Consider the following 24199-nt stretch of genomic DNA (forward strand, 5'->3'; position numbering starts at 1 on the left):
ATCAATCATGGCAATCAATCTGGAACTGCCCCGCAAAATGCAAGGCGTGATCGACAAGGCGCACCAGGCCGCTGCGGAGATGATGCGGCCGATCGCGCGCAAGTACGACCTCAAGGAGCACGCCTACCCGGTGGAGCTCGACACGCTGTCCAATCTGTTTTCGGGCGCGGCCGAGTCCAACGCCCTGGGCCTTGCGGGCGCCGAGGCCTTCCGTAGCAGCGAAAACAAGGAAGAAAACCGCAACGGCGCCAACATGGCCGCGGTGCTGCAAACGCTGGAGGCCTGCTGGGGTGACGCCGCAATGATGCTGTCGATTCCCTATCAGGGCCTGGGCAATGCGGCGATCTCCGGTGTGGCCACCGACGAGCAGCTGCAGCGGTTGGGCCGGGTGTGGGCCGCAATGGCCATCACCGAACCGGGCTTCGGCTCCGACTCGGCGGCGGTGTCCACGACCGCCAAGCTTGAGGGCGACGAGTACGTGATCAACGGCGAAAAGATTTTCGTCACCGCGGGTTCGCGGGCCACGCACATCGTGGTGTGGGCGACGCTGGACAAATCGCAGGGCCGCGCGGCGATCAAGTCGTTCATCGTGCCGCGCGAACATCCGGGTGTCACCGTCGAGCGGCTGGAGAACAAGCTCGGCATCAAGGGCTCCGACACCGCAGTCATCCGGTTCGACAATGCCCGGATACCGAAGGACAACCTGCTCGGTAAACCCGAAATCGAGTCGGGCCAAGGCTTCTCCGGAGTGATGGAGACCTTCGACAACACCCGGCCGGTCGTGGCGGGCATGGCCATCGGTATCGCCCGGGCCGCGTTGGAAGAGCTGCGCAAGATCCTGAGCAGCGCCGGCGTCGAGATCAACTACGACCAGCCCGCGCACGCCCAGAGCGCGGCCGCGGCCGAGTTCCTGCGCATGGAGGCCGACTGGGAGTCCAGCTACCAGCTGACCTTGCGGGCGGCGTGGCAGGCCGACAACAAGATCCCCAACTCCAAAGAAGCGTCCATGGCCAAAGCCAAGGCCGGCCGCGTTGGCACCGACGTCACCCTGAAGTCTGTCGAATTGGCAGGCACCGCAGGCTATTCCGAGCAGAACCTGCTGGAGAAGTGGGCCCGCGACTCAAAGATCATGGACATTTTCGAGGGCACTCAGCAGATCCAGCAGCTCGTGGTCGCCCGCCGACTGCTGGGCCTGTCCTCGTCGGAACTCAAGTAGCGACTGCGTCTAACCGCTCGCGGGTTTCGTCGTCGAACTCGATGGAGTCCACAGCCAAGTTCTCCTCGAGATGCTCCACCGACGAAGTACCCGGAATGATCAGCACGTTGGGCGCCACGCTCAGCGTCCACGCCAACGCGATCTGTGCGGGCGTGCGCCCGAGCCGCTCGGCGGCCCGGCGTACCGCTTCTTGCCCCACCACTTGATCGGGCGGCGCGAACGGCGATCTGATGCTGAAGAACGGGACAAACGGGATACCGCGCGCCGCGCACTCCTGCAGCACGGGTGCGGCCGCCCGGTCGACGAGACTGAAAGCGTTTTGCACGCAAGCGATCTCGGTGCGCTGCAAGGCATGCAGCAGATGCTCGCGGGTGATGTTGCTCAGCCCGATCCCGCCGATCAATCCCTCGTCGCGCGCGGCGATCATGATCGACAGCTGCTCATCGAAGCGCTCGTCTGGGCCATCGTTGCCCATCAGCCGCAGGTTCACCGCCGCGAGCTGATCGACGTCGAGTGCGTGCAGATTAGCCTCGATGTCCTTGCGGTAGTCCGCGAGGTCCAGGGGCAGCCAGCCGCCCGCGTCGTCGCGTTGAGCCCCGATCTTGCTGACCAACGCCAGGTCTGCTGGATACGGATGCAGGGCCTCGCGGATCAGTTCGTTGGACACATCAGGCCCGTAGAACTGAGCGGTGTCGATGTGGTTGACACCGAGTTCGACCGCCCTGCGCAACACGGCCAGCGCCGCATCGCGATCGCGTGGCGGCCCGAAGGCGCCGGGACCCGGAAGTTGAATGGCGCCAAAGCCGATACGGGAGACCGAAAAGCGACCAAGCGGAAAGCTCTGCATCGACCAAGGCTAGCGTCGTGCCATGGACACTTTTCAAGCGCTGGTAGCTCGTCAAGATGGTGACCGGATCACCACGTCGGTCGAGACCCTGAGCCCGTCCGACCTGCCGCCCGGCGAGGTGACGATCCGGGTGTTGTACTCGAGCGTCAACTACAAGGATGCGTTGGCCGTGACGCCGAACGGCGGCGTGGTGCGCAACTATCCCATCGTCCCCGGCATCGACCTGACCGGCGAAGTCGTCGAGTCGCAGTCGCCCGATTTCGGCGTCGGCGACAAAGTACTGGCTCACGGATATCTGATCGGCACCGGCCACCACGGCGGCTACGCCGAGTACGCGCGGCTGCCCGCCGATCAGGTGGTGAAGCTCGGTGCGCTGAGCCCGCGCGACGGCGCGGCCATCGGAACCGCCGGCTTCACCGCCGCGATGAGCGTGCGGGCGCTGATCGACTGGGGCATCGCTCCCGACGCCGGGCCCATCGTCGTGACCGGAGCCTCCGGTGGCGTCGGTTCGGTCAGCGTGGACCTGCTGGCGGCCGCCGGCTACCACGTGGTCGCCTCCACCGGTAAGGACACGGCGGCCGGACTGCTGAAAGAGCTTGGCGCCAAAGAGGTTATCGGCCGACTTCCCGCCGATCCCGACGCCAAACCCCGCCCCCTGGCCAAGGCCCGCTGGGCCGGAGCGGTGGACTGCGTGGGCGGCGCGACGCTGGCCGACGTCCTGAGCACCATCGACTACGGCGGGGCGGTGGCCGCCAGCGGCCTGACCGGGGGTCCGGCACTACACACCACCGTGATGCCGTTCATCCTGCGCGGCGTCTCGCTGTTGGGCATGGATTCGGTGTTGATGCCGATCGGCCCGCGCCGCGAGCTGTGGGCATGGTTGGGCGACTCGTTGCGGCCGCGGCATCTGGACGCGGTCACCAGCGACGTCGACGTCAAGAACGTCGTCGACGTGCTAGACCAGGTGCGCGACGGGAAGTTCTCCGGCCGGGCAGTGGTGCGGGTCGCCGGCGGATTCTGAGCCGACAGTAGGCTCTTCGACCATGCGCGCGATACGTGTGACTCGGCTTGACGGTCCGGATTCGGTCGAATTGGCCGAGGTCGACGAACCCACCGGCGACGGTGTGGTGGTCGAGGTGCACGCGGCTGGTGCGGCATTCCCGGACGCGTTGCTCACCCGCGGCCTCTACCAATACCGGCCGAATCCGCCGTTTGTGCTCGGCGCCGAGATCGCCGGCGTTGTCCGCTCGGCGCCCGAGGGGGCGCACGTGCGGTCCGGCGACCGCGTGGTCGGGCTGACGATGCTGACCGGCGGCATGGCCGAGGTCGCGGTCCTGCAACCCGACCGCGTATTCAAGCTGCCGGACAACGTGAGCTTCGAGGCGGGCGCGGGCCTGCTGTTCAACGACCTCACGGTGTACTTCGCACTGACCGTGCGCGGCCGGCTGCAGCAGGGCGAGACGGTGCTGGTCCATGGCGCGGCCGGCGGTATAGGAACGTCGGCGTTGCGGCTGGCGCCGGTGCTCGGGGCGTCGCGCACCATCGCGGTGGTCAGCACCGAGGAGAAGGCCGAGATCGCCACCTCGGCGGGCGCGACCGACGTGGTGTTGGCCGAGGGCTTCAAGGATGCGGTGAAGGAGTTGACCGACGGGCGTGGCGTCGACATCGTCGTCGACCCGGTCGGCGGCGACCGGTTCACCGATTCGCTGCGGTCGCTTGTTGCGGGGGGACGGCTGCTGGTGATCGGCTTCACCGGCGGTGAGATTCCCACCGTGAAGGTAAACCGGTTGCTGCTCAACAACATTGACGTCGTCGGTGTCGGCTGGGGAGCCTGGGCCGGGACGCACCCCGGGGCGCTGAACGAGCAGTGGGCCGCGGTCGAAGAGTTGCTCAGCTCCGGTCGACTGGCTCCCCCGGACCCGGATGTCTACCCGCTGGATGAAGCCGCCGCGGCCGTCGCATCGATGGAGAACCGCACCGCCAAGGGCAAAGTAGTGTTGCGCGTCCGCTGAACCCGGCGCATCATGTCGCATCCACCACACGCGCCCCAGCGGCGGAGGGGGTGGCGGTTTGCCCACCTCCGAGCGACAACTGACCTGTCGGCGTCCGCAGCCCGCATCGGCTGAACGCAAATTGTCGCTACGAGGCGGGCACACGGGTTGTCCATCCAGGCGGAGACATCTGAGCCAGAGGGGACTGAGCGAGGGCGACACCGCGCCTCGATGCCCTTGTGCACCAGCAAAACAAAAAGTAATGTCACTTTCAGTTCTGTACTCATCGGAGCCCAGGAGTGATCCATGGAATCCTTCATCCACCTGCGAAAAGGCAAGACGCCGCATCGCCTGCACGCCGATCTCGACGGCCTCAAGGACGACGAGCTGGGCCGCGGCGGTTTCACCGGGCGGACGGCCAATGTCTACCGCCGCCACGACCCCACCGCCTATCGATCGGTCGGCCCGCTGCGCCCCGTCGACGTGCTGTCCAGCGAGCTGAAGCCCAGCGATGCCACCGACGCCAACGGCGGGCCGCTGCTGATGTTCAGCAACGACGACTGCCGCATTCTGTTGAGCCGTCGTCGTGAACCGATGCCGTATTACGCCCGGCACGTCGACGGCGACCTGCTCTGCTTCGTCCACGACGGCACGGGACTGCTGGAGACCGAATTCGGCCCACTGCAGTACCGGGGCGGCGACTGGGTCTACATCCCCAAGGCGTGCACCTGGCGCCAGGTGCCGGAGCGCGACACCACGTTGCTGATGATCGAGGCCAACGACGAGTTCCGTGTCCCTGCACCGGGCGCGCTGGGCCGGCACTTCCCGTTCGACCCCTCGCAGGCCACCATCCCGGAGCCGGTCCCGATCGACGACGACGGCCGCGACGAGTACGAGGTCCGGCTGGTCCACCGGCCGATCGAGGAAAGCGGGCAAACAGCGCTTTTCTACCAACATAATCCGATCGACGTCGAAGGCTGGCGCGGCGACAACTTCCCGTTCACCTTCAACATCGCCGACTACAACGTGATCACCTCCGACAGCGTCCATCTGCCGCCGACCGTGCATTTGTTCATGCAGGCCACCGGCGTCTACGTGATGAACTTCTTGCCCAAGCCCGCCGAAGGCGTGCCCGGCACCGAGCGCACGCCCTGGTATCACCGCAACGTCGACTACGACGAGATCGCCTTCTTCCACGGCGGCTCGCTCTACGGCATCCCGATGCCGCCGGGCCTGATCTCCCATGCGCCGCAAGGAGTTCACCACGGCGCGCCGGAAAAGGCTCGCGAACGAGCACGCCGCAAATTCGACGAGCATTCGCGCGTCGATTGGCAGGTCATGGCCGTCGACACCCGCCGCCGCCTGACACCCTCGCCCGAGGTGCTGGCGCACGACCTAGGACAACACTGATGAAACAAGCCGTGAAGCACGAATACGACCGCATTCCCTATCTTGTTGCCTTCCAGAACACTTCCGACGTCAGGGACGTTTACGGCGGACTGGCCGAGATCACCGTGCTGGAAAGCTATCTGCTCAAGCCCAAAGACAAGCCGTCGGACACCGTGCTGGTGTTCATGCACCCGATCGGCGGTGGCGCGTACTTGCCGATGATGAACGGACTGGCCTGGGCCGGCCACCATGTCATCTACTGCAACAGTCGATTTCGCGGCACTGACTCGGCGTTGCTGATGGAGAAGGTGGTCGAAGACCTCGGCGAGTGCATCAAAGACGCCAAGAACCGGTTGGGCTACCAGAAGGTGGTGCTGGCCGGGTGGAGCGGTGGCGGCTCGCTCTCGGTGCTGTACCAGCAGCAGGCCCAGCACGCGACCATCACGAGCAGCCCTTCGGGCGACGGCCCCGACCTGACCAAGCTCGAACTCCCCGCGGCCGACGGCATCATGTTGCTCGCCGCGCACATCAGCAGGCACGGGACGCTGACCGAATGGATGGACGCTTCGATCCTCGACGAATCCGACCCCACCAAGCGCGATCCCGAGCTCGACCTGTACAACCCCGACAACCCCAACCAACCGCCCTACAGCCAGGAATTCCTGGAGCGGTACCGTCAGGCTCAGATTGACCGCAACCGCCGCATCACCGCGTGGGTGAGAGAAAAATTGGCTGAACTGAAAGCGCAGGGTCGCCCGCAGGACGAATTCGGGTTCGTCGTGCACGGAACCATGGCGGACCCACGCTGGCTGGACCCGACCGTCGACGCGAACGAACGCAAGCCCGGAACCTGCTACCTGGGCGACCCCCAGGTGGTGAACAACGGCCCGGTCGGGCTGGCCCGCTTCTCCACCCTGCGCGGCTGGCTCTCGCAGTGGAGCTACGACGACGCCCACGGCGACGGGGTGGACTGCGGGCGCGACATCGCGGTTCCGGCGCTGGTGATCGGCAACCTGGCCGACGATGCGTGCACTCCCAGCCACACCCGCCGGCTTTTCGAGGCGATCGGGCACCCCGACAAGGAGATCCACGAAATCCACGGCGCCACACACTATTACGCGGGTCCCGACCAACGCGACAAGCTGCGCGAAGCCGTCGATATCGTGACCGACTGGCTGGTTCGACACGATTTCGCAGGCGCCGAATGACCCAACCGGCCGGACCGCTGGACGGCATCCGAGTGCTCGAGCTGGGCACCTTGATCGCCGGGCCATTCGCCGGTCGGCTACTCGGCGACATGGGCGCCGACGTCGTCAAAGTGGAACCACCGGGCGCCCCCGACCCGTTGCGCACCTGGGGTCAGGCCGAAGTCGACGGACACCACGTCTTCTGGACGGTGCACGCACGCAACAAAAGAGCCGTCACACTCGACCTGCGCAAGCCACGTGGCCGCGAACTGTTCCTCGAACTCGTCGAGAAATCCGACATCGTCGTGGAGAACTTTCGTCCGGGCACCCTGGAGAAATGGGACCTGGGCTACGACGTGCTCAGTGAGCGCAACCCGCGCATCATCCTGGTCCGGGTCTCCGGCTACGGCCAGACCGGGCCCGAAGCACACAAGGCGGGCTACGCCTCGGTGGCCGAGGCCGCCAGCGGGCTGCGGCACCTCAACGGATTTCCCGGCGGCCCGCCGCCCCGGCTGGCGCTCTCTCTGGGCGACAGCCTGGCCGGCATGTTCGGCGCCCAGGGCGCGTTGGCCGCCCTGTACCGCCGCAGCGTCACCGGACACGGGCAGGTGGTCGACGTCGCGCTGACCGAATCATGTTTGGCCGTGCAGGAATCCACCATTCCGGACTACGATGTGGGCGGCGTGGTGCGCGGCCCGTCGGGCACTCGGCTGGAGGGCATCGCGCCATCGAACATCTACCCTAGCGCCGACGGCTCCTGGGTGGTGATCGCCGCCAACCAGGACACTGTGTTCGCCCGGCTGTGCACCGCGATGGGCCGCCCCGAGCTGGCCGGAGACGATCGCTTCGCGACGCACGCCGCCCGCGGCCGCAACCAAGACGAACTCGACAAGATCATCGGAGCGTGGGCCGCCGAACGCCAGCCCGATGAGATCGTCGAAACACTCAGTGCCGCAGGCGTGATCGCGGGTCCGATCAACACGGTCGCCGAGGTGGTCAAGGATCCGCAGCTACGGGCGCGCGGCATGCTTGTCGAGCACTACGACGAACGGATCGGGCGCCCCGTCCTGGGGCCGGGCGTCGTCCCGGTGCTGTCGGAATCGCCGGGAGGTGTCCGCACGGCCGGCTCGGCACGTCCAGGCCAACACAACGACGACGTCTACATCGGGCTGCTGGGCAAGAGCGCCGACGAGCTCGAGGAGCTGCGGGCCGGGGAGGTGCTATGAACGTCCACGTCGATATTCGCGAAGTGTCGCTGCGTGACGGGCTGCAGATCGAAACACCAATCCCGTTGTCGGCCAAGCTGGAACTGCTCGCCGCGGTGGCCGCGACCGGGGTCCGCGAGGTCGAGGCCACCGCATTCGTATCGCCCTCCAAGGTGCCGTCGATGGCCGACGCCGCCGAGCTGGCCGCGGAGCTGCACAACTACCCCGACATCGAGTTCTCCGCTCTGGTTGCCAGCCCCAACGGCGCCAAGCGCGCCGCCGCTGCGGGCCTGCGGTCGATCGAGTACGTGATCGCCGCCGACGACACGTTCAGCGTCGCCAATGTCGGGCGGACCAGCAAGCAGGCCACCGATCAGATCGGGGAGATCGTCGCCATCGCCCACGATAGCGGCGTCACCGTCGAAGTCGTGGTCGCCACCGCCTGGGACTCGCCCTTCGAAGGGCCTACCCCGCCCAGGCGGGTGCTCGAGATCGTGACCGCCGCTGTTGAGCGCGGGACTGACCGGCTCTCGATCGCCGACACCATCGGCACCGTCACACCCGTCCGGGTGAGTTCCCTTATCGCGCAGGTGCTTCCGGTGATCGGCGACATACCGCTGGGCGGCCATTTCCACAATACCCGGGGCGCCGGGCTGGCCAGTGCCTACGCGGCGGTCAGCTCCGGAGTCACCCGGCTGGACGCCTCGGTCGGCGGGCTTGGGGGCTGCCCGTTCGCACCGGGGGCGACCGGCAACATCGCCACCGAGGATTTGGTGTATCTGCTGCGCGACAGCGACATCGACGTCGACGTCGATCTGCAGGCCGCCATCACGGCCGCAGGTGTCGCGAAATCCCTTGTCGGCCATGACTTGCCAAGTGCGCTGCTGCGTGCCGGCGACCGAATCCGGGTCTGATGCCGAACGAGCTGCTGACCGCGAAGGGCCGCCAGACCAGGCAGGCCATCGAAGAAGCAGCCCGAAAGCTATTTGCCGAGCGGGGTTTCCACGGAACCACGCTGGCCGATATCACCTCGGCAGCCGGGAAATCGCCGGCGGTGTTCTACCGGTACTTCGCCGACAAGGAAGACCTGCTGGCCGTGCTGGCTGAATCCTTCCTGCACGACGTCGTCGCGCCGTCCGGGCTGAGCCTGCACTTGCCGGACTCTCCCCCGCAAGCCGGCGGTGCCCCCACCGACGACGACAACTTTTTTGATGCCGTGGTCACCGGCTACTGGAACATCTTCAAGCAGAACATCGGCATCATGATCGCCGTCTCGCAGCTGGCCGCCACACAGCAACGGTTTGCGGCCGTCCAGAACGAGTTTCGGCGATTCGGCATGGATATCGTGGCCGCATCGGTGCGCCGCGCCCAGGAGCAGGGGTACGGGGCGGAGCTCAACCCGCAGCACACGGCGGCGGCCATCGCCCTGCTGTTCGAGAATTTCACCACCGTGTTTGCCGCCTCGTCGGGGCCTTCCGCCCAAGCGGGGCTGGGCATGAAAATCAGTGACGAGGACGCCATCGCAACCTTGTCGACGGTCTGGAAGAAAACCCTATACGGCGCGTAACGAGAGACTTTAGGAGATCAGCGTGGATTTCACTCTGCCAGAACACCTTCAGAGAATCCTGGCCGACATGGATGCGTTCATCGAGGCCGAGATCAAGCCGCTGGAACGTGAAAACATGCAGTATTTCGATCAGCGCCGTGAGCATGCTCGCACCGACTGGGACAACGACGGCATCCCGACCCAGGAATGGGAGGAGCTGCTCGCCGAGATGCGCAGGCGAGCAGACAAGGCGGGCTGGCTACGCTACGGCTTGCCCGGGTCGCTGGGCGGGCGCGACGGCAGCAACGTCGACATGGCGGTCGTCCGGGAACATCTGGCACACAAGGGCCTTGGCCTGCACAACGACCTACAGAACGAGTCGTCGATCGTCGGCAACTTCCCGCAAGTGATCATGATGGAGCGCTTCGGCACCGACGAGCAACGCCGCCTCTGGTCGGAAGCGTTGATCACCGGCGAGCGTTCGATGGCGTTCGGCCTGACCGAGCCGCAGCACGGATCGGATGCGACCTGGCTGGAGAGCCACGCCAAGGCCGACGGTGACGAGTGGGTCATCAACGGCTCCAAGCGGTTTAACACCGGCGTGCACCGAGCCACCCACGACCTGATCTTCGCCCGCACGTCGGGTGAAGCCGGTTCGGCCCGTGGCATCACGGCGTTCCTGGTTCCCACCGACACGCCAGGATTCAACGTCCCCTACTACTGGTGGACGTTCAACATGCCCACCGACCACGGCGAAGTCGAATTGACCGACGTCCGGGTGCCCTCCGACGCGGTGCTCGGCGAAGTGGACCGCGGCCTGGAAGTCGCGCAAACCTTTCTGCACGAGAACAGGATTCGGCAAGCGGCCAGCAGCCTGGGCGCCGCGCAATACTGCATCGACCGCGCCGCCGAGTACGCGGGTAACCGGAAGGTGTTCGGCAAGCCGCTGTCGGTCAACCAGGCCGTGCAATGGCCGCTGGCCGAGCTGCAGACCGAAGCCCAGATGGTGCGGCTGCTGGTGGCCTACGCCGCATGGCATTTGGACCGCGACCATCACATGGAGGTCTCCGACAAGGTGTCGATGGCGAATTACCGGGCCAACCGCCTGGTGTGTGACGCCGCCGATCGTGCCATGCAGATCTTCGGTGGACTGGGCTACAGCCGTCATGAACAGTTCGAGCACATCTACCGCCATCACCGCCGCTACCGGATCACCGAGGGCGCCGAGGAGATCCAGATTCGCCGGGTGGCACAGCGGCTGTTCAAATTCGGCAAGCAATGATGGTCGACGCCGCAGAACTGACCAGCAGGCTGGCCGCGGTGCTGGGCAGGCCCCTGGGCGCAGGCACCTCGGTCGAGAACCTGCGGGCGTTGACCGGTGGTGCCAGCAGAACGACGTGGGCCTTCGACGCCGTCACCGGCGGGCAGCGCCGTGCGCTGATCCTGCGCACCGGCCCGCCGGACGACGTGCACGCCGGCATGGAGCTCGAAGCCTGGGCGCAGGCGGCCGCTGCCGCCGCCGGTGCACCGGTCCCGCACATTCTGGTTGCCGACGATTCGCCTGCCGCACTGGGGAATCCGTTCCTGGTTTGCGATGAGATCAAGGGCGAGACCATCGTGCGGCGCATTCAGCGCCACTTCGACGGTGCCGACGGACAGGCGGGACGGGGACGCCTGCTCCGGCAATGCGCGGACGCGCTGGCCGCGATCCACCGCGCCGACATCGACCACGAGCGCGGCCCGGGGCTGACGCAGCAGGACCAGCTCGTCGAATGGCGCGAACGGCTCGACATCATGGCCGACACCACGGCCACGTTCGAGTGGGGCTTTCGCTGGCTGGCCGCGAACCGGCCCGAGCATTCGTCAACCGTTTTGGTGCACGGCGACTTCCGGATGGGAAACCTCATCGTCGACGGATCCGAGCTTGCCGCCGTACTGGATTGGGAGCTGGTGCACGTCGGGCAGGCGTACGAGGATCTGGCCTGGTTCTGCATCAGGGCCTGGCGTTTCGGCGCTCCGGCCAGCCTCGGCGCCGGCGGCCTCGGCAGCATCGAGAGCTTCGTGCGCGACTATGAGCAGGCCAGCGGGACTACCGTTGACCGGATGGCGCTGCACTGGTGGCTGGTGCTGGCCACGCTGCGCTGGGGGGTCATCTGCCGCTACCAGGCGGAGCGCCATTTGACCGGTCAATCCCGCTCGGTCGAACTGGCGACGATCGGTCGCCGCGTGTGCGAAACGGAATGGGACATCCTCAACCTGCTCGAGGAGATCCGACCATGATCGGCGCTTATGGCCGCCCGCTGGCAGCCGAACTGGTGGCCGCGGTCGCCGAATTCCTGGAAACCGACGTCCGGGCCGCGACCAGCGGACAGGTCAACTTCCACTCCCGAGTAGCCGCCAACGCATTGCGCATCGTCGAGCGCGAACTGCTCGACGAGAGCGAGGCAGAATCCCGTGCCGCGCTGGCCGGCTTGGGTTTTCCCGATGAGGAACAGCTCGCCGCCGCCATCCGGGCCGGCGAGCTGGACGAACGCGCCGCCGACGTCACGGCCTGCCTGCGCACCCTGGTGCGAAATCGGCTCGCCGTTGCCCATCCCGGATACGACATCGAATAGCCGAACAGGAGTGTCCCCATGACTGCTGCTAGTGCCGAGGTGATCGTCGACGTGGCCGATCACCTGTTTTCGGCAATTGAGAAGGGCGACGTGCAGGCGGTCGACCAACTGTGGAGCGACGACATCGCGGTGTGGCGGCCGGGCGCGCGCCGGGACGACAACAAGGCGCGCGCGCTGCGGGTTATCGATTGGTTCGTCTCTGTCACGACCGAGCGCCACTACGAGATTCTCGATCGCCAGCTGTTCGACGGCGGATCGATCAGCGGCTTTGTCCAGCAACACGTTCTGCACGCCACCGGCCATGCCGGCCAATCGATCTCACTGCGCGTCTGCATCGTGATCAGGGTGGACGCCAACGGCCTGATCAACCGGATCGACGAATACTTCGACCCAGCGCGCATTGCGCCGCTGCTGGATTAGCTCGAACCAGGACAACGGAGGTGGATGATGACGACTTTGGAAACACTGCTGAATGATGCTGGCCTGGCCGGCGTATGGAACGTCGTCGCGGATCGCTCGACGGTCGGCTTCAAGATCAGGAACATGTGGGGCCTGCTCACCGTCAAGGGCCACTTCACCGATTTCGACGGCGACGGGCAGCTCACCGGTAAGGGCGCGGTCTTCGGCCGGCTCGACATCAAGACCGCGTCGCTGAGCACCGGCATCGGCCGTCGCGACCAGCACCTGTGCTCGGCCGACTTCTTCGACGTCGAGCGCTTCGGAGAGATCAACGTCGTCGTGACGGCGGTGCACCCCACCGAAGGCCCCTCTGCCGATCTTCGGGTCAACTTCACCATCAAGGGCGTCACCGCACCGCTGCCGCTGACCGCGGTAATCACCGAACTCGACGACGGATCGATCCAGATCGCCGGGGAAACCAAGGTGGACCGAGCCCAGTTCGACTTGGGCTGGAACAAGTTCGGCATGATCGGCTCGGCAGCGACCGCGTCGGCGAAACTTGTGTTTGCCCGGTCACCTCAGTAAAACCGGCGCGACCCAGTACGATCTGCACCGTGCCCGCTTCCACCATCACCCTGCGGATCCTCGTCTACAGCAGCAACGTCCAAACCCGTGAACGCGTGAAGCGGGCGCTGGGCAAGCAGCTGGCCCCCGATCTGCCCGAATTGAGCTACGTCGAGGTGGCGACAGGCCCGATGGTGGTCCGCACGATGGATGAGGGCGGCATCGACCTCGCCATCCTGGACGGCGAGGCCAGCCCGACCGGCGGCATGGGCATCGCCAAACAACTCAAGGACGAACTGCAGACCTGCCCACCGCTGGTCGTGCTCACCGGGCGCCGCGACGATGCATGGTTGGCCAACTGGTCGCGTGCCGAGGCCGCGGTGCCCCATCCCCTGGATCCCATCGTGCTGGGCAAGACCGTGCTTGGCCTGTTGCGGGCTCCCGTTCGCTGAGCCGATCGGCACTTCGCGCGGCGGGTAACCGCACTCAGAAAACGGCTGTGATCAGGACGAACAGCTAAGGCCACCGCCGGCTCGGCGACACCTGCCCGGCGCATCGCGGTCGCCGGTATGCCTGCGACGACACCCCCCTATTGGTCGCTGTGGCAGTGCCGTCGCGCAAATTTCCTTTGCTCGCGACAAGCGTGATTACGGACACGTCACGAATGTCCACCCCGGGCAAGCGCGCCGGACTCTACGACGCTATGTTGAACATCACTGTGCCGGACGTCAGACCCAGCCCGTCACAGCAGCCCGGTTACCGCCTGGCCGCCGCAGGCGGCTCGTACGACGGATCATGGAGCGAGTTGAACGTCTACATACCCATCTTGGTGCTAGGGGCGATCGCCGCCGCCTTTGGCGTGGGCTCGGTCGCCATCGCGAGCCTCGCCGGCCCGACGCGCTACAACAAGTCGAAGCTCGAGGCCTACGAGTGTGGGATCGAACCCACCGCGACGCCGGTGGGCGGCCCGCACGGGACGCCAGGGCAGCGGTTTCCGGTGAAGTATTACCTGACCGCAATGCTATTTATCGTCTTCGACATCGAAATCGTGTTCTTGTATCCCTGGGCGGTCAGCTACGACGCACTGGGGACGTTCGCCCTGGTCGAAATGGTCATATTCATGCTCACGGTATTCGTGGCCTACGCCTATGTGTGGCGCCGCGGCGGCCTGACGTGGGATTGAGGTAAGACGTGGGCATAGAAGAACAGTTACCCGGTGGCATCCTGCTGGGGACTGTCGAGAAGATCGCCGGCTATGTCCGCAAGAACTCGCTGTGGCCGGCGACGTTCGGGCTGGCTTGCTGCGCAATCGAGATGATGGCCACCGCGGGGCCGCGCTTCGACATCGCCCGGTTCGGCATGGAGCGATTCTCGGCGACGCCGCGACAGGCCGACCTGATGATCGTGGCCGGGCGGGTCAGCCAGAAGATGGCTCCGGTGTTGCGCCAGATCTACGACCAGATGGCCGAGCCAAAGTGGGTGCTGGCCATGGGCGTATGTGCCTCGTCGGGTGGCATGTTCAACAACTATGCGATCGTGCAGGGCGTCGACCACGTCGTTCCCGTCGACATCTACCTGCCCGGCTGCCCACCGCGCCCGGAGATGCTGTTGCACGCAATCCTCAAGCTGCACGAGAAGATTCAAGAAATGCCCCTCGGCGTCAACCGCGAAGAGGCCGTCACCGAAGCCGAGCAGGCTGCCCTGGGCGTCAAGCCCACCATCGAATTACGTGGACTGTTGCGATGAGCTCGCCTGACCACGACCCGAAGGGGGCGGCCAGCGAGGTCGGGGGATCGCCATCTGACGCCGACGTGGGAGCACCTCTCGCTAGCGGGCGCGAAGTGATCAACGTGCGCCACGGCATGTTCGGTGTCACCGGCACCGGTGACACCTCCGGATACGGCCGGCTGGTGCGCGAGGTGACGCTGCCGGGGAGCAGCCCCCGGCCATACGGCGGCTACTTCGACGCCATCGCCGACGACCTGGCCGAGGCACTCAACGGCGCCGATATCGAATTCGATGATGCGATAGAGAAAGTCGTCGTCGACCGCAACGAACTCACCCTGCACGTCCGCCGGGAGCTGCTGCCGCAGGTGGCCCAACGCCTGCGTGACGAACCGGAATTGCGCTTCGAGCTGTGCCTGGGCGTCAACGGTGTGCACTACCCGCATGAGACCGGCCGGGAGTTGCACGCCGTCTACCCACTGCAGTCGATCACCCATAACCGCAGACTGCGGCTGGAAGTGTCTGCGCCAGACGGTGATCCGCATATCCCCTCGCTGTACGACATCTACCCGACCAACGACTGGCACGAGCGGGAGACATACGACTTCTTCGGGATCATCTTCGACGGCCATCCGTCGCTGACCCGAATCGAGATGCCCGACGATTGGCAGGGGCATCCGCAACGCAAGGACTACCCACTCGGCGGCATCCCGGTCGAATACAAGGGCGCGCAGATACCTCCGCCCGATGAGCGGAGGGGCTACAACTAATGAGCACAACCAAAGAGACCGTGGTGGTCGCCGGGGGCCAGGACTGGGAACAGATCGTCGAAGCGGCCCGGGACGCGGATCCCGGCGAACGCATCGTCGTCAACATGGGCCCTCAGCACCCGTCCACCCACGGCGTGTTGCGGTTGATCCTCGAAATCGAGGGCGAAACGGTAACCGAGGCCCGCTGCGCGATCGGCTACCTGCACACCGGGATCGAGAAGAACCTCGAGTATCGCTACTGGACTCAGGGCGTCACCTTCGTGACCCGGATGGATTACCTGTCACCGTTTTTCAACGAGACCGTGTACTGCCTGGGCGTGGAGAAGCTGCTCGGCATCACCGACGAAATACCGGAGCGCGTCAACGTCATTCGCGTGTTGATGATGGAGCTCAACCGGATTTCGTCGCATCTGGTTGCGCTGGCGACCGGCGGCATGGAGCTCGGCGCCATGACCCCGATGTTCACCGGCTTCAAAGGGCGCGAAATCATCCTCACCCTGTTCGAATCCATTACCGGGTTGCGGATGAACAGCGCCTACATCCGGCCCGGCGGCGTCGCGCAGGATCTGCCACCCGACGCGAAAACCGAGATCTCCGAGGCCCTCAAGAAGTTGCGGGTGGCGCTGCGCGAGATGGGCGATCTGCTCAACGAGAACGCCATCTGGAAGGCCCGCACCGAGGACGTCGGCTACCTGGACCTGGCGGGATGCATGGCGCTGGGCATCACCGGCCCGATCCTGCGCTCCACCGGGCTGCCGCACGACCTGCGCAAGAGCGAACCCTACTGCGGATACGAGAACTACGAGTTTGACGTCATCACCGATGACGGTTGCGATGCCTACGGGCGCTACATCATTCGCGTCAAAGAGATGTGGGAGTCGGTGAAGATCATCGAGCAGTGCCTGGACAAGTTGCAGCCCGGCCCGACCATGGTCGAGGACCGCAAGATCGCCTGGCCCGCGGATTTGAAGGTGGGTCCGGACGGCATGGGTAACTCCCCGGACCACATCGCCAAGATCATGAGCGGTTCGATGGAAGCCCTGATCCATCACTTCAAGTTGGTGACCGAGGGCATCCGGGTTCCGGCGGGCCAGGTCTACGCGGCGGTCGAGTCGCCGCGCGGCGAGCTTGGCGTCCACATGGTCAGCGACGGCGGCACCCGCCCGTATCGGGTGCACTACCGGGATCCTTCCTTCACCAACCTGCAGGCGGTTGCCGCGATGTCCGAAGGCGGAATGGTGGCCGACCTGATCACCGCGGTCGCCAGCATCGACCCCGTCATGGGCGGGGTGGACCGATGACGGGCAGCAGCGGGGAGCGGGTGTTCATCAGGCTCGGTCCGCCGCCGGAAGAACCCAACCAGTTCGTGGTTGACGGTGCGCCGCAGGCCTATCCGCCGGATGTGCGAGCACGGCTGGAGGTCGACGCCAAGGAGATCATCGCCCGTTACCCCAATAAGCGCTCGGCACTATTGCCCTTGCTGCACCTGGTGCAGTCCGAGGACTCCTACCTGACGCCCGCTGGCCTGGAATTCTGCAGCGAGCAGTTGGGGCTGACCGGCGCCGAGGTGTCGGCGGTGGGCAGCTTCTACACCATGTACCGTCGCGGCCCCACCGGCGAATACCTGGTCGGAGTCTGCACCAACACGCTGTGCGCCGTGATGGGCGGCGACGCGATCTTCGCCGACCTCAAAGAACATCTGGGCATCGGCAACGACCAGACCACCGGCGACGGCACCGTCACCCTGCAGCACATCGAGTGCAACGCCGCCTGCGACTTCGCACCGGTGGTGATGGTCAACTGGGAGTTCTACGACAACCAAACATCGGAATCTGCACGCGAACTCGTCGACTCGCTGCGCTCGGGTGAGCCCAAGGCCCCCACTCGCGGGGCGCCGCTGTGCACCTTCCGCCAGACCTCACGCATCCTGGCCGGACTGCCCGACGAGCGCCCGGACGAGGGTCAAGGTGGCGCCGGCGCAGCCACGCTGGCAGGTCTGCGGGTGGCCAAAGAGCAAGGGATGCAGGCCCCGGCTGTTCCGGAATCCGAGCCGGAGAGCCGATCATGACAACCTCTGCGGCCACACCGCTGACCCCGGTCATCAGCAGCTATTGGGATGACCCGCAATCGTGGACGCTGGAAACCTATCAGCGCCACGACGGCTACAAGGCCCTGCAGAAGGCTCTGAAGATGGATCCCGATGCGGTGATTGGAACCGTGAAGGATTCGGGCCTGCGCGGCCGCGGCGGCGCGGGCTTCTCGACCGGCACGAAATGGTCGTTCATTCCGCAGGGCGACACCGGCCCTGCCGCCAAGCCGCATTACCTGGTCGTCAACGCCGACGAGTCGGAACCCGGTACTTGCAAAGATATTCCGCTGATGCTGGCGACACCGCACGTGCTCGTCGAGGGCGTCATCATCGCCGCCTACGCGATCCGCGCCAGCCACGCCTTCATCTACGTGCGCGGCGAGGTGGTTCCGGTGCTGCGCCGGCTGCAAAACGCGGTCGCCGAGGCTTATGCCGCAGGCTTTTTGGGCCACGACATCGGGGGCTCCGGCTTCGACCTGGAACTGGTGGTGCACGCCGGCGCGGGTGCCTACATCTGCGGTGAGGAAACCGCGCTGCTCGATTCCCTGGAGGGACGGCGCGGCCAGCCGCGGCTGCGGCCACCGTTCCCCGCGGTGGCCGGCCTGTATGGCTGCCCCACGGTGATCAACAACGTCGAGACCATCGCCAGCGTGCCGTCGATCATTCTCAACGGCGTCGAGTGGTTCCGGTCCATGGGCAACGAGAAATCGCCTGGCTTCACGCTGTATTCGCTGTCCGGGCACGTCACCAACCCGGGCCAATACGAGGCCCCGCTGGGGATCACGCTGCGCGAGTTGCTCAGCTACGCCGGCGGCGTGCGCGCGGGGCACCGGCTCAAGTTCTGGACGCCCGGCGGCTCGTCGACGCCGCTGCTGACCGACGAGCACCTCGACGTACCGCTGGACTACGAGGGTGTGGGCGCGGCCGGATCGATGCTCGGCACCAAGGCACTGGAAATCTTCGACGAGACCACGTGCGTGGTGCGGGCGGTGCAGCGCTGGACCGACTTCTACCGACACGAATCGTGCGGCAAGTGCACGCCTTGCCGAGAGGGCACCTTCTGGCTCAGCCAGATCTACGAGCGCCTGGAAACCGGCAAGGGCACCGCCGAAGATCTCGACAAGCTGTTGGACATCTCCGACGCCATCCTCGGAAAGTCCTTCTGCGCGTTGGGCGATGGTGCTGCCAGCCCGGTGATGTCGTCGATCCAACACTTCCGCGACGAGTACGTTGCCCACGTCGAGGGAGGCGGATGCCCCTTCGACCCCAAAGACTCCATGTTGACCAGCGAGCGCGACAGCGTGAAAGGGACGACAGCCCCATGACGAGTGCGGCCAAGACCGAAGCCGGCGACGAGGTACGTCCGCCGGACATGGTGACCCTGACGATCGACGGAGCCGAAATCAGCGTCCCCAAGGGAACTCTGGTGATTCGCGCAGCCGAATTGATGGGCATCCAGATCCCGCGGTTCTGCGACCACCCGCTGCTGGATCCGGTCGGCGCATGCCGGCAGTGCCTGGTCGAGGTCGAGGGGCAGCGCAAACCACTGGCGTCGTGTACCACCGTCGCGACCGACGACATGGTGGTGCGCACCCAACTCACCTCGGAGGCCGCCGACAAGGCCCAGCACGGCGTGATGGAGCTGCTGCTGATCAACCATCCGCTGGACTGCCCGATGTGCGACAAGGGCGGCGAATGCCCACTGCAAAACCAGGCAATGTCCAACGGCCGCACCGACTCTCGCTTCGAAGACGTCAAACGCACCTTCGCCAAGCCGATCAACATCTCCTCGCAGGTGCTGCTCGACCGGGAGCGCTGCATCTTGTGCGCCCGCTGCACGCGGTTCTCCGAGCAGATCGCCGGTGACCCGTTTATCGACATGCAAGAGCGGGGCGCCCTGCAGCAGGTCGGGATTTACGCCAACGAGCCGTTCGAGTCCTACTTCTCCGGCAACACCGTGCAGATCTGCCCGGTGGGTGCGCTGACCGGGTCCGCGTACCGCTTCCGGGCCCGCCCATTCGACTTGGTCTCCAGCCCCAGCGTCTGCGAGCACTGCGCGGGTGGATGCGCCGAGCGCACCGACCACCGTCGTGGCAAGGTGCTGCGCCGGCTCGCCGGTGACGACCCCGAAGTCAACGAAGAGTGGAACTGCGACAAGGGCCGGTGGGCTTTCCGGTACACGACCCAGCCCGACGTGATCACCACTCCCCTGATCCGGGACGCCGATGGCGAGCTGGCTCCCGCGTCGTGGTCGCACGCGATCGCCATCGCGATTGCGGGCCTCGAGAAGGCCCGCGGACGAACCGGGGTGCTGGTCGGCGGCCGAGTCACCTGGGAAGACGCCTACGCCTACTCTAAATTTGCCCGAATTGTGTTGGACACCAACGACATTGACTTTCGCGCCCGACCGCACTCGGTCGAGGAAGCCGACTTCCTGGCGGCCCGCGTCGCGGGCAAGCCGCTGACCGTCAGCTATTCCGACCTGGAATCCGCGCCGGTGGTACTGCTGGTCGGCTTCGAACCCGAAGAAGAGGCACCGATCGTCTTCCTGCGGCTGCGCAAGGCGGCCCGCAAGAAGAACGTCCCGGTGTACTCGATCGCTCCGTTCGCCACCCGCGCGCTGGGCAAGATGTTCGGCCGGTTGATCCAGACCGCTCCCGGTGCCGAGCCGTCCACGCTGGACGGATTGGCCACCGGCGAGGTCGCCGATCTGCTGTCGGCACCTGGCGCAGTGATCATGGTGGGTGAACGACTGGCCACGGTGCCGGGCGGCTTGTCCGCCGCGGCCCGGCTTGCCGACGCCACCGGAGCCCGGCTGGCCTGGGTGCCGCGCCGCGCCGGGGAGCGGGGTGCACTGGAAGCCGGTGCGCTGCCAGGGCTGCTGCCCGGCGGGCGTCCGGTCGCCGACGATGCGGCGCGCGCGCAGGTCGCCGCGGGCTGGAGCGTTGACGAGCTGCCGACCACGCCCGGCCGTGACGTCGACGGCATTCTGGCCGCCGCCACCGACGGGACGCTGGGCGCCCTGCTGGTCGGCGGGATCGAACCCGCCGACTTCGCCGACCCGGATGTGGTGCTGGCCGCACTGGATGCCGCCAACTTCGTGATCAGCCTGGAGCTGAGGCACAGCGAGGTCACCGAGCGCGCCGACGTGGTGTTCCCCGTTGCGCCCACCACGCAGAAGGCGGGCGCATTCATCAACTGGGAGGGCCGGTTCCGGCCATTCGAGCCGGCGTTGCACGGCAGCACCCAACAGGCAAGCCAGTCGGATCACCTGGTGCTCGACGCGCTGGCCGACGAAATGGGTGTCTATCTCGGGATGGGCAGCGTCCAACCGGCCCGCGAGGAAATGTCGGCTCTGGGAATCTGGGACGGCGATTACGCGCCGGCCCCCACGGTCGCGGCCACCGAGCCCGCCCAGCCCGGCGCGGGAGAGGCGGTGTTGGCCGGGTGGCGGATGCTGCTCGACAACGGCCGCTTGCAAGACGGCGAACCGCATCTGGCCGGAACCGCACATCCGGTCGTCGCACGGCTGTCGGCCGATACGGCGACCGAGATCGGGGCCGCTGACGGCGACACCGTCACCGTCAGCACATCCAAAGGCTCAATCACCTTGCCGCTGGTCATCACTGACATCCCCGATCGGGTGGTGTGGCTTCCGCTGAACTCGCCGGGATCGGCGGTGCAGCGTCAGCTGGGCGTGACAACGGGCAGCGTCGTGAAGATCGGAGTGGGCAAATGAGCGCCTTCGGACACGACCCCTGGTGGCTGGTGCTGGGCAAGGCGCTCGCCATCTTTGTGTTCCTCATGCTGAACGTGCTGGTCGCGATCCTGCTCGAACGCAAGATTCTCGGCTGGATGCAGCTGCGGCCCGGCCCCAACCGGGCGGGTCCGTGGGGCGTCCTGCAGAGCCTGGCCGACGGAATCAAGCTGGCCCTCAAGGAGAGCATCACGCCCGGCGGCGTCGACAAGTTCGTTTACTTTGCGGCGCCGGTCTTTTCGGTCATTCCGGCGTTCACCGCATTCGCGTTCATCCCGTTCGGCCCCGAGGTCTCGGTGTTCGGACACCGCACGCCCCTGCAGCTGACCGATCTGCCGGTCGCGGTGCTGTTCATCCTGGGGCTGTCGGCGATCGGGGTGTACGGAATCGTGCTGGGCGGTTGGGCGTCGGGATCGACCTACCCGCTGCTGGGCGGCGTGCGGTCGACGGCCCAGGTCATCTCCTACGAGGTCGCGATGGGGCTGTCGTTCGCGGCGGTATTCCTCTACGCCGGCACGATGTCGACCTCCGAGATCATCGCCGCGCAGGACCGGGTCTGGTACGTGTTCCTGCTGGCGCCGTCATTCGTGATCTACCTCATCTCGATGGTCGGCGAGACCAACCGGGCGCCGTTCGACTTGCCCGAGGCCGAGGGTGAGCTGGTCGCCGGATTCCACACCGAGTACTCCTCGCTGAAGTTCGCGATGTTCATGCTCGCCGAGTACGTCAACATGTTCACGGTTTCGTCACTGGCCTCGACGATGTTCTTCGGCGGGTGGCATGCCCCGTGGCCGCTGAACATGTGGGAAGGGGCCAACCACGGCTGGTGGCCGCTGCTCTGGTTCACCGCCAAGATGTGGACCTTCCTGTTCATCTACTTCTGGCTGCGCGCCAGCCTGCCACGGCTGCGCTACGACCAGTTCATGGCGCTGGGCTGGAAATTGCTGATCCCGGCATCGCTGGTGTGGGTGTTGATCGCCGGTGTCATCCGCACGGCGCGTAACCAGGGTTACGCACACTGGACCCCGATTCTGGTCGTCAGCAGCCTCGTCTTTGCCGTGGCAATCGTGGCGCTGTTGCGAAAACCGTTCGCCGCGCCCAGTATTCGCGCACTGGAGCGACAGCTCCGCAAGCAGCGCAAGGAAAGCCCCGGCCTGACGAGCATTGAGCCGGTATTCCCCACACCGCCGCTGCCGAAGGCGCTGACTCGTGCGCAGCCGGTCGGCGCCAGTAAGGAGAACGCGCATGGGTAAATTCCTGGACGGGGTCGCAGGATTCGGTGTGACGTTCGGGTCGATGTTCAAAAAGAACATCACCGAGGGATATCCGGAAAAGCCCGGCCCGGTGAAACCGCGCTACCACGGACGGCATCAACTCAACCGGTATCCGGACGGGCTGGAGAAGTGCATCGGCTGCGAGTTGTGCGCCTGGGCCTGCCCGGCCGACGCGATCTATGTCGAGGGCGCCGACAACACCGACGAGGCAAGGTTTTCCCCGGGCGAACGCTACGGCCGGGTCTATCAGATCAACTATCTGCGCTGCATCGGCTGCGGCCTGTGCATCGAGGCCTGTCCCACCCGGGCGTTGACGATGACCAACGACTACGAGATGGCCGACGACAACCGGGCCGACCTGATCTACGAAAAGGACCGGCTGCTGGCGCCGCTGCTGCAAAATATGCTCGCGCCGCCGCACCCGAGGGCCGAAGGCGCCACCGATAGGGACTACTACCAGGGCAACGTGACCGCAGATGGCCTGCGGCAGGGACAAATTGCCGGGGAGACCCGGTGACCGCTGCAACGGGCCACTGGCTCGCCACCAATGTGGCGAGCGAAGCCATCGTTCGCACTTCGACCGGTGAAGCGGTGACGTTCTGGGTGCTGGGCGTGCTTGCGGTGGTCGGCGCCCTCGGGGTGGTGCTGGCCGTCAACGCCGTGTACTCGGCGCTGTTCCTGGCGATGACGATGATCATCCTTGCGGTGTTCTACATGGTCCAGGACGCACTGTTTTTGGGTGTGGTTCAGGTCGTGGTCTACACCGGCGCCGTCATGATGCTGTTCTTGTTCGTGCTGATGCTGATCGGCGTCGACTCCGCGGAATCGCTGAAGGAAACGCTGCGCGGACAGCGCGTGGCCGCGTTGATCAGCGGCCTCGGGTTCGGCGTTCTGCTGATCGCCGCCATCGGCAACGTGTCGACCGGCGGCTTCGCCGGGTTGACCACCGCCAACGCCGAAGGAAACGTCGAAGGCCTGGCGGCACTGATCTTTTCGCGCTACCTGTGGGCCTTCGAGCTCACCAGCGCCCTGCTGATCACCGCGGCGGTCGGGGCGATGATCCTGGCGCACCGGGAACGGTTCGAGCGCCGCAAGACGCAACGCGAACTCTCCCAGGAGCGCTTCCTGCCCGGTGGACATCCCACCCCGATGCCCAACCCGGGTATCTACGCACGCCACAACGCGGTCGACGTGGCGGCGCTGCTCCCAGACGGCTCGTACTCGGAATTGTCGGTCTCCCGCATCCTGCGCATGCGCGACGCCGACGGCAAAGCGATTCCCTCCCCCGAAACCGACCCCGCGATTGTTCGAGGCGGCACCTCATGAATCCGGCCAACTACCTTTATCTTTCGGCATTGCTCTTCACCATCGGAGCCTCAGGCGTGCTGCTGCGCCGCAACGCCATCGTGATGTTCATGTGCGTCGAGCTGATGCTCAACGCGGTCAACCTGGCGTTCGTCACGTTCGCGCGCATGCACGGCCACCTGGACGGCCAGATGATCGCTTTCTTCACGATGGTGGTGGCCGCCTGCGAGGTCGTCATCGGCCTGGCCATCATCATGACGATTTTCCGAGCCCGTAAATCGGCGTCCGTCGACGACGCGAACCTACTCAAAGGCTGAGTA

The 24199-nt window shown here is 65.9% G+C and carries 26 protein-coding genes; 25 read left to right on the forward strand and 1 reads right to left on the reverse strand.

Annotated features, from left to right (window positions below):
* Positions 1–7: 7 nt before the first annotated feature.
* Positions 8–1216 carry an acyl-CoA dehydrogenase family protein gene (locus tag MNAB215_RS01700; protein WP_077077177.1) on the forward strand — a complete coding sequence of 403 codons (1209 nt, stop codon included), beginning with the start codon at positions 8–10 and terminating at the stop codon, positions 1214–1216.
* On the opposite strand, the gene MNAB215_RS01705 is transcribed toward MNAB215_RS01700, so the two are convergent.
* Entirely contained in the window at positions 1209–2063 is an 855-nt protein-coding gene (locus MNAB215_RS01705; RefSeq protein WP_077077178.1) for an oxidoreductase, read from the reverse strand. The genes MNAB215_RS01700 and MNAB215_RS01705 overlap by 8 nt on opposite strands.
* 22 nt (positions 2064–2085) lie before the next feature.
* Here MNAB215_RS01705 and MNAB215_RS01710 point away from each other — a divergent pair, with 22 nt between their 5' ends.
* The 24 genes from MNAB215_RS01710 (at position 2086) to nuoK (ending at position 24196) form a co-directional block, all read left to right on the forward strand.
* A complete protein-coding gene (locus tag MNAB215_RS01710; protein WP_077077179.1) occupies positions 2086–3084 on the forward strand; it encodes an acrylyl-CoA reductase family protein in 999 nt (332 codons plus the stop codon).
* 22 nt (positions 3085–3106) lie between these two features.
* Positions 3107–4075, forward strand: coding sequence for an NADPH:quinone oxidoreductase family protein (locus tag MNAB215_RS01715; RefSeq protein WP_077077180.1), 969 nt, complete (start codon positions 3107–3109; stop codon positions 4073–4075).
* Between the two features lie 285 nt (positions 4076–4360).
* Positions 4361–5464: a homogentisate 1,2-dioxygenase gene (locus MNAB215_RS01720; protein WP_077077181.1), complete on the forward strand. Its 1104-nt coding sequence runs from the start codon at positions 4361–4363 to the stop codon at positions 5462–5464.
* A gap of 11 nt (positions 5465–5475) precedes the next feature.
* Positions 5476–6651, forward strand: coding sequence for an alpha/beta hydrolase family protein (locus MNAB215_RS01725; protein ID WP_425436416.1), 1176 nt, complete (start codon positions 5476–5478; stop codon positions 6649–6651).
* Entirely contained in the window at positions 6648–7856 is a 1209-nt protein-coding gene (locus tag MNAB215_RS01730; RefSeq protein WP_077077183.1) for a CaiB/BaiF CoA transferase family protein, read from the forward strand. Before MNAB215_RS01725 ends, MNAB215_RS01730 begins: the two co-directional genes overlap by 4 nt.
* Positions 7853–8749 carry a hydroxymethylglutaryl-CoA lyase gene (locus MNAB215_RS01735; protein ID WP_077077184.1) on the forward strand — a complete coding sequence of 299 codons (897 nt, stop codon included), beginning with the start codon at positions 7853–7855 and terminating at the stop codon, positions 8747–8749. Before MNAB215_RS01730 ends, MNAB215_RS01735 begins: the two co-directional genes overlap by 4 nt.
* Complete coding sequence (locus MNAB215_RS01740) at positions 8749–9402, forward strand: TetR/AcrR family transcriptional regulator (RefSeq protein ID WP_077077185.1); 654 nt, start codon at positions 8749–8751, stop codon at positions 9400–9402. Before MNAB215_RS01735 ends, MNAB215_RS01740 begins: the two co-directional genes overlap by 1 nt.
* A gap of 22 nt (positions 9403–9424) precedes the next feature.
* Positions 9425–10663 (forward strand): acyl-CoA dehydrogenase family protein, encoded by a 1239-nt coding sequence (locus MNAB215_RS01745; RefSeq protein WP_077077186.1) that lies wholly within the window; start codon positions 9425–9427, stop codon positions 10661–10663.
* Positions 10660–11661 (forward strand): phosphotransferase family protein, encoded by a 1002-nt coding sequence (locus MNAB215_RS01750; protein WP_077077187.1) that lies wholly within the window; start codon positions 10660–10662, stop codon positions 11659–11661. The genes MNAB215_RS01745 and MNAB215_RS01750 overlap by 4 nt, the downstream gene beginning before the upstream one ends.
* On the forward strand, positions 11658–11996 hold the full coding sequence (locus MNAB215_RS01755) for a DUF6285 domain-containing protein (RefSeq protein WP_077077188.1): 339 nt from the start codon (positions 11658–11660) through the stop codon (positions 11994–11996). The genes MNAB215_RS01750 and MNAB215_RS01755 overlap by 4 nt, the downstream gene beginning before the upstream one ends.
* Positions 11997–12014: 18 nt before the next feature.
* Entirely contained in the window at positions 12015–12416 is a 402-nt protein-coding gene (locus MNAB215_RS01760) for a nuclear transport factor 2 family protein (protein WP_077077189.1), read from the forward strand.
* 27 nt (positions 12417–12443) lie between these two features.
* Positions 12444–12980: a YceI family protein gene (locus MNAB215_RS01765; RefSeq protein WP_077078335.1), complete on the forward strand. Its 537-nt coding sequence runs from the start codon at positions 12444–12446 to the stop codon at positions 12978–12980.
* Positions 12981–13009: 29 nt separating this feature from the next.
* A complete protein-coding gene (locus tag MNAB215_RS01770) occupies positions 13010–13411 on the forward strand; it encodes an Rv3143 family two-component system response regulator (RefSeq protein WP_077077190.1) in 402 nt (133 codons plus the stop codon).
* 353 nt (positions 13412–13764) lie between these two features.
* Positions 13765–14142, forward strand: coding sequence for an NADH-quinone oxidoreductase subunit A (locus tag MNAB215_RS01775; protein ID WP_077078336.1), 378 nt, complete (start codon positions 13765–13767; stop codon positions 14140–14142).
* An 8-nt stretch (positions 14143–14150) separates the two neighbouring features.
* Positions 14151–14705, forward strand: a complete 555-nt coding sequence (locus MNAB215_RS01780; RefSeq protein ID WP_077077191.1) for a NuoB/complex I 20 kDa subunit family protein — start codon at positions 14151–14153, stop codon at positions 14703–14705.
* Entirely contained in the window at positions 14702–15454 is a 753-nt protein-coding gene (locus MNAB215_RS01785) for an NADH-quinone oxidoreductase subunit C (RefSeq protein WP_077077192.1), read from the forward strand. The genes MNAB215_RS01780 and MNAB215_RS01785 overlap by 4 nt, the downstream gene beginning before the upstream one ends.
* Complete coding sequence (nuoD, locus tag MNAB215_RS01790; RefSeq protein ID WP_077077193.1) at positions 15454–16755, forward strand: NADH dehydrogenase (quinone) subunit D; 1302 nt, start codon at positions 15454–15456, stop codon at positions 16753–16755. The genes MNAB215_RS01785 and nuoD overlap by 1 nt, the downstream gene beginning before the upstream one ends.
* A complete protein-coding gene (gene nuoE, locus MNAB215_RS01795) occupies positions 16752–17522 on the forward strand; it encodes an NADH-quinone oxidoreductase subunit NuoE (protein WP_077077194.1) in 771 nt (256 codons plus the stop codon). The genes nuoD and nuoE overlap by 4 nt, the downstream gene beginning before the upstream one ends.
* Positions 17519–18868, forward strand: coding sequence for an NADH-quinone oxidoreductase subunit NuoF (gene nuoF, locus MNAB215_RS01800; RefSeq protein WP_077077195.1), 1350 nt, complete (start codon positions 17519–17521; stop codon positions 18866–18868). Before nuoE ends, nuoF begins: the two co-directional genes overlap by 4 nt.
* Entirely contained in the window at positions 18865–21282 is a 2418-nt protein-coding gene (locus MNAB215_RS01805; protein ID WP_077077196.1) for an NADH-quinone oxidoreductase subunit G, read from the forward strand. The genes nuoF and MNAB215_RS01805 overlap by 4 nt, the downstream gene beginning before the upstream one ends.
* Entirely contained in the window at positions 21279–22553 is a 1275-nt protein-coding gene (gene nuoH / locus MNAB215_RS01810; RefSeq protein ID WP_077077197.1) for an NADH-quinone oxidoreductase subunit NuoH, read from the forward strand. The genes MNAB215_RS01805 and nuoH overlap by 4 nt, the downstream gene beginning before the upstream one ends.
* Positions 22546–23091: an NADH-quinone oxidoreductase subunit NuoI gene (gene nuoI, locus MNAB215_RS01815; RefSeq protein WP_077077198.1), complete on the forward strand. Its 546-nt coding sequence runs from the start codon at positions 22546–22548 to the stop codon at positions 23089–23091. Before nuoH ends, nuoI begins: the two co-directional genes overlap by 8 nt.
* A complete protein-coding gene (locus MNAB215_RS01820) occupies positions 23088–23900 on the forward strand; it encodes an NADH-quinone oxidoreductase subunit J (RefSeq protein ID WP_077077199.1) in 813 nt (270 codons plus the stop codon). Before nuoI ends, MNAB215_RS01820 begins: the two co-directional genes overlap by 4 nt.
* A complete protein-coding gene (gene nuoK, locus MNAB215_RS01825) occupies positions 23897–24196 on the forward strand; it encodes an NADH-quinone oxidoreductase subunit NuoK (RefSeq protein WP_025735676.1) in 300 nt (99 codons plus the stop codon). Before MNAB215_RS01820 ends, nuoK begins: the two co-directional genes overlap by 4 nt.
* Positions 24197–24199 lie beyond the last annotated feature (3 nt).

Source organism: Mycobacterium numidiamassiliense (assembly GCF_900157365.1).
GTDB lineage: Bacteria > Actinomycetota > Actinomycetes > Mycobacteriales > Mycobacteriaceae > Mycobacterium > Mycobacterium numidiamassiliense.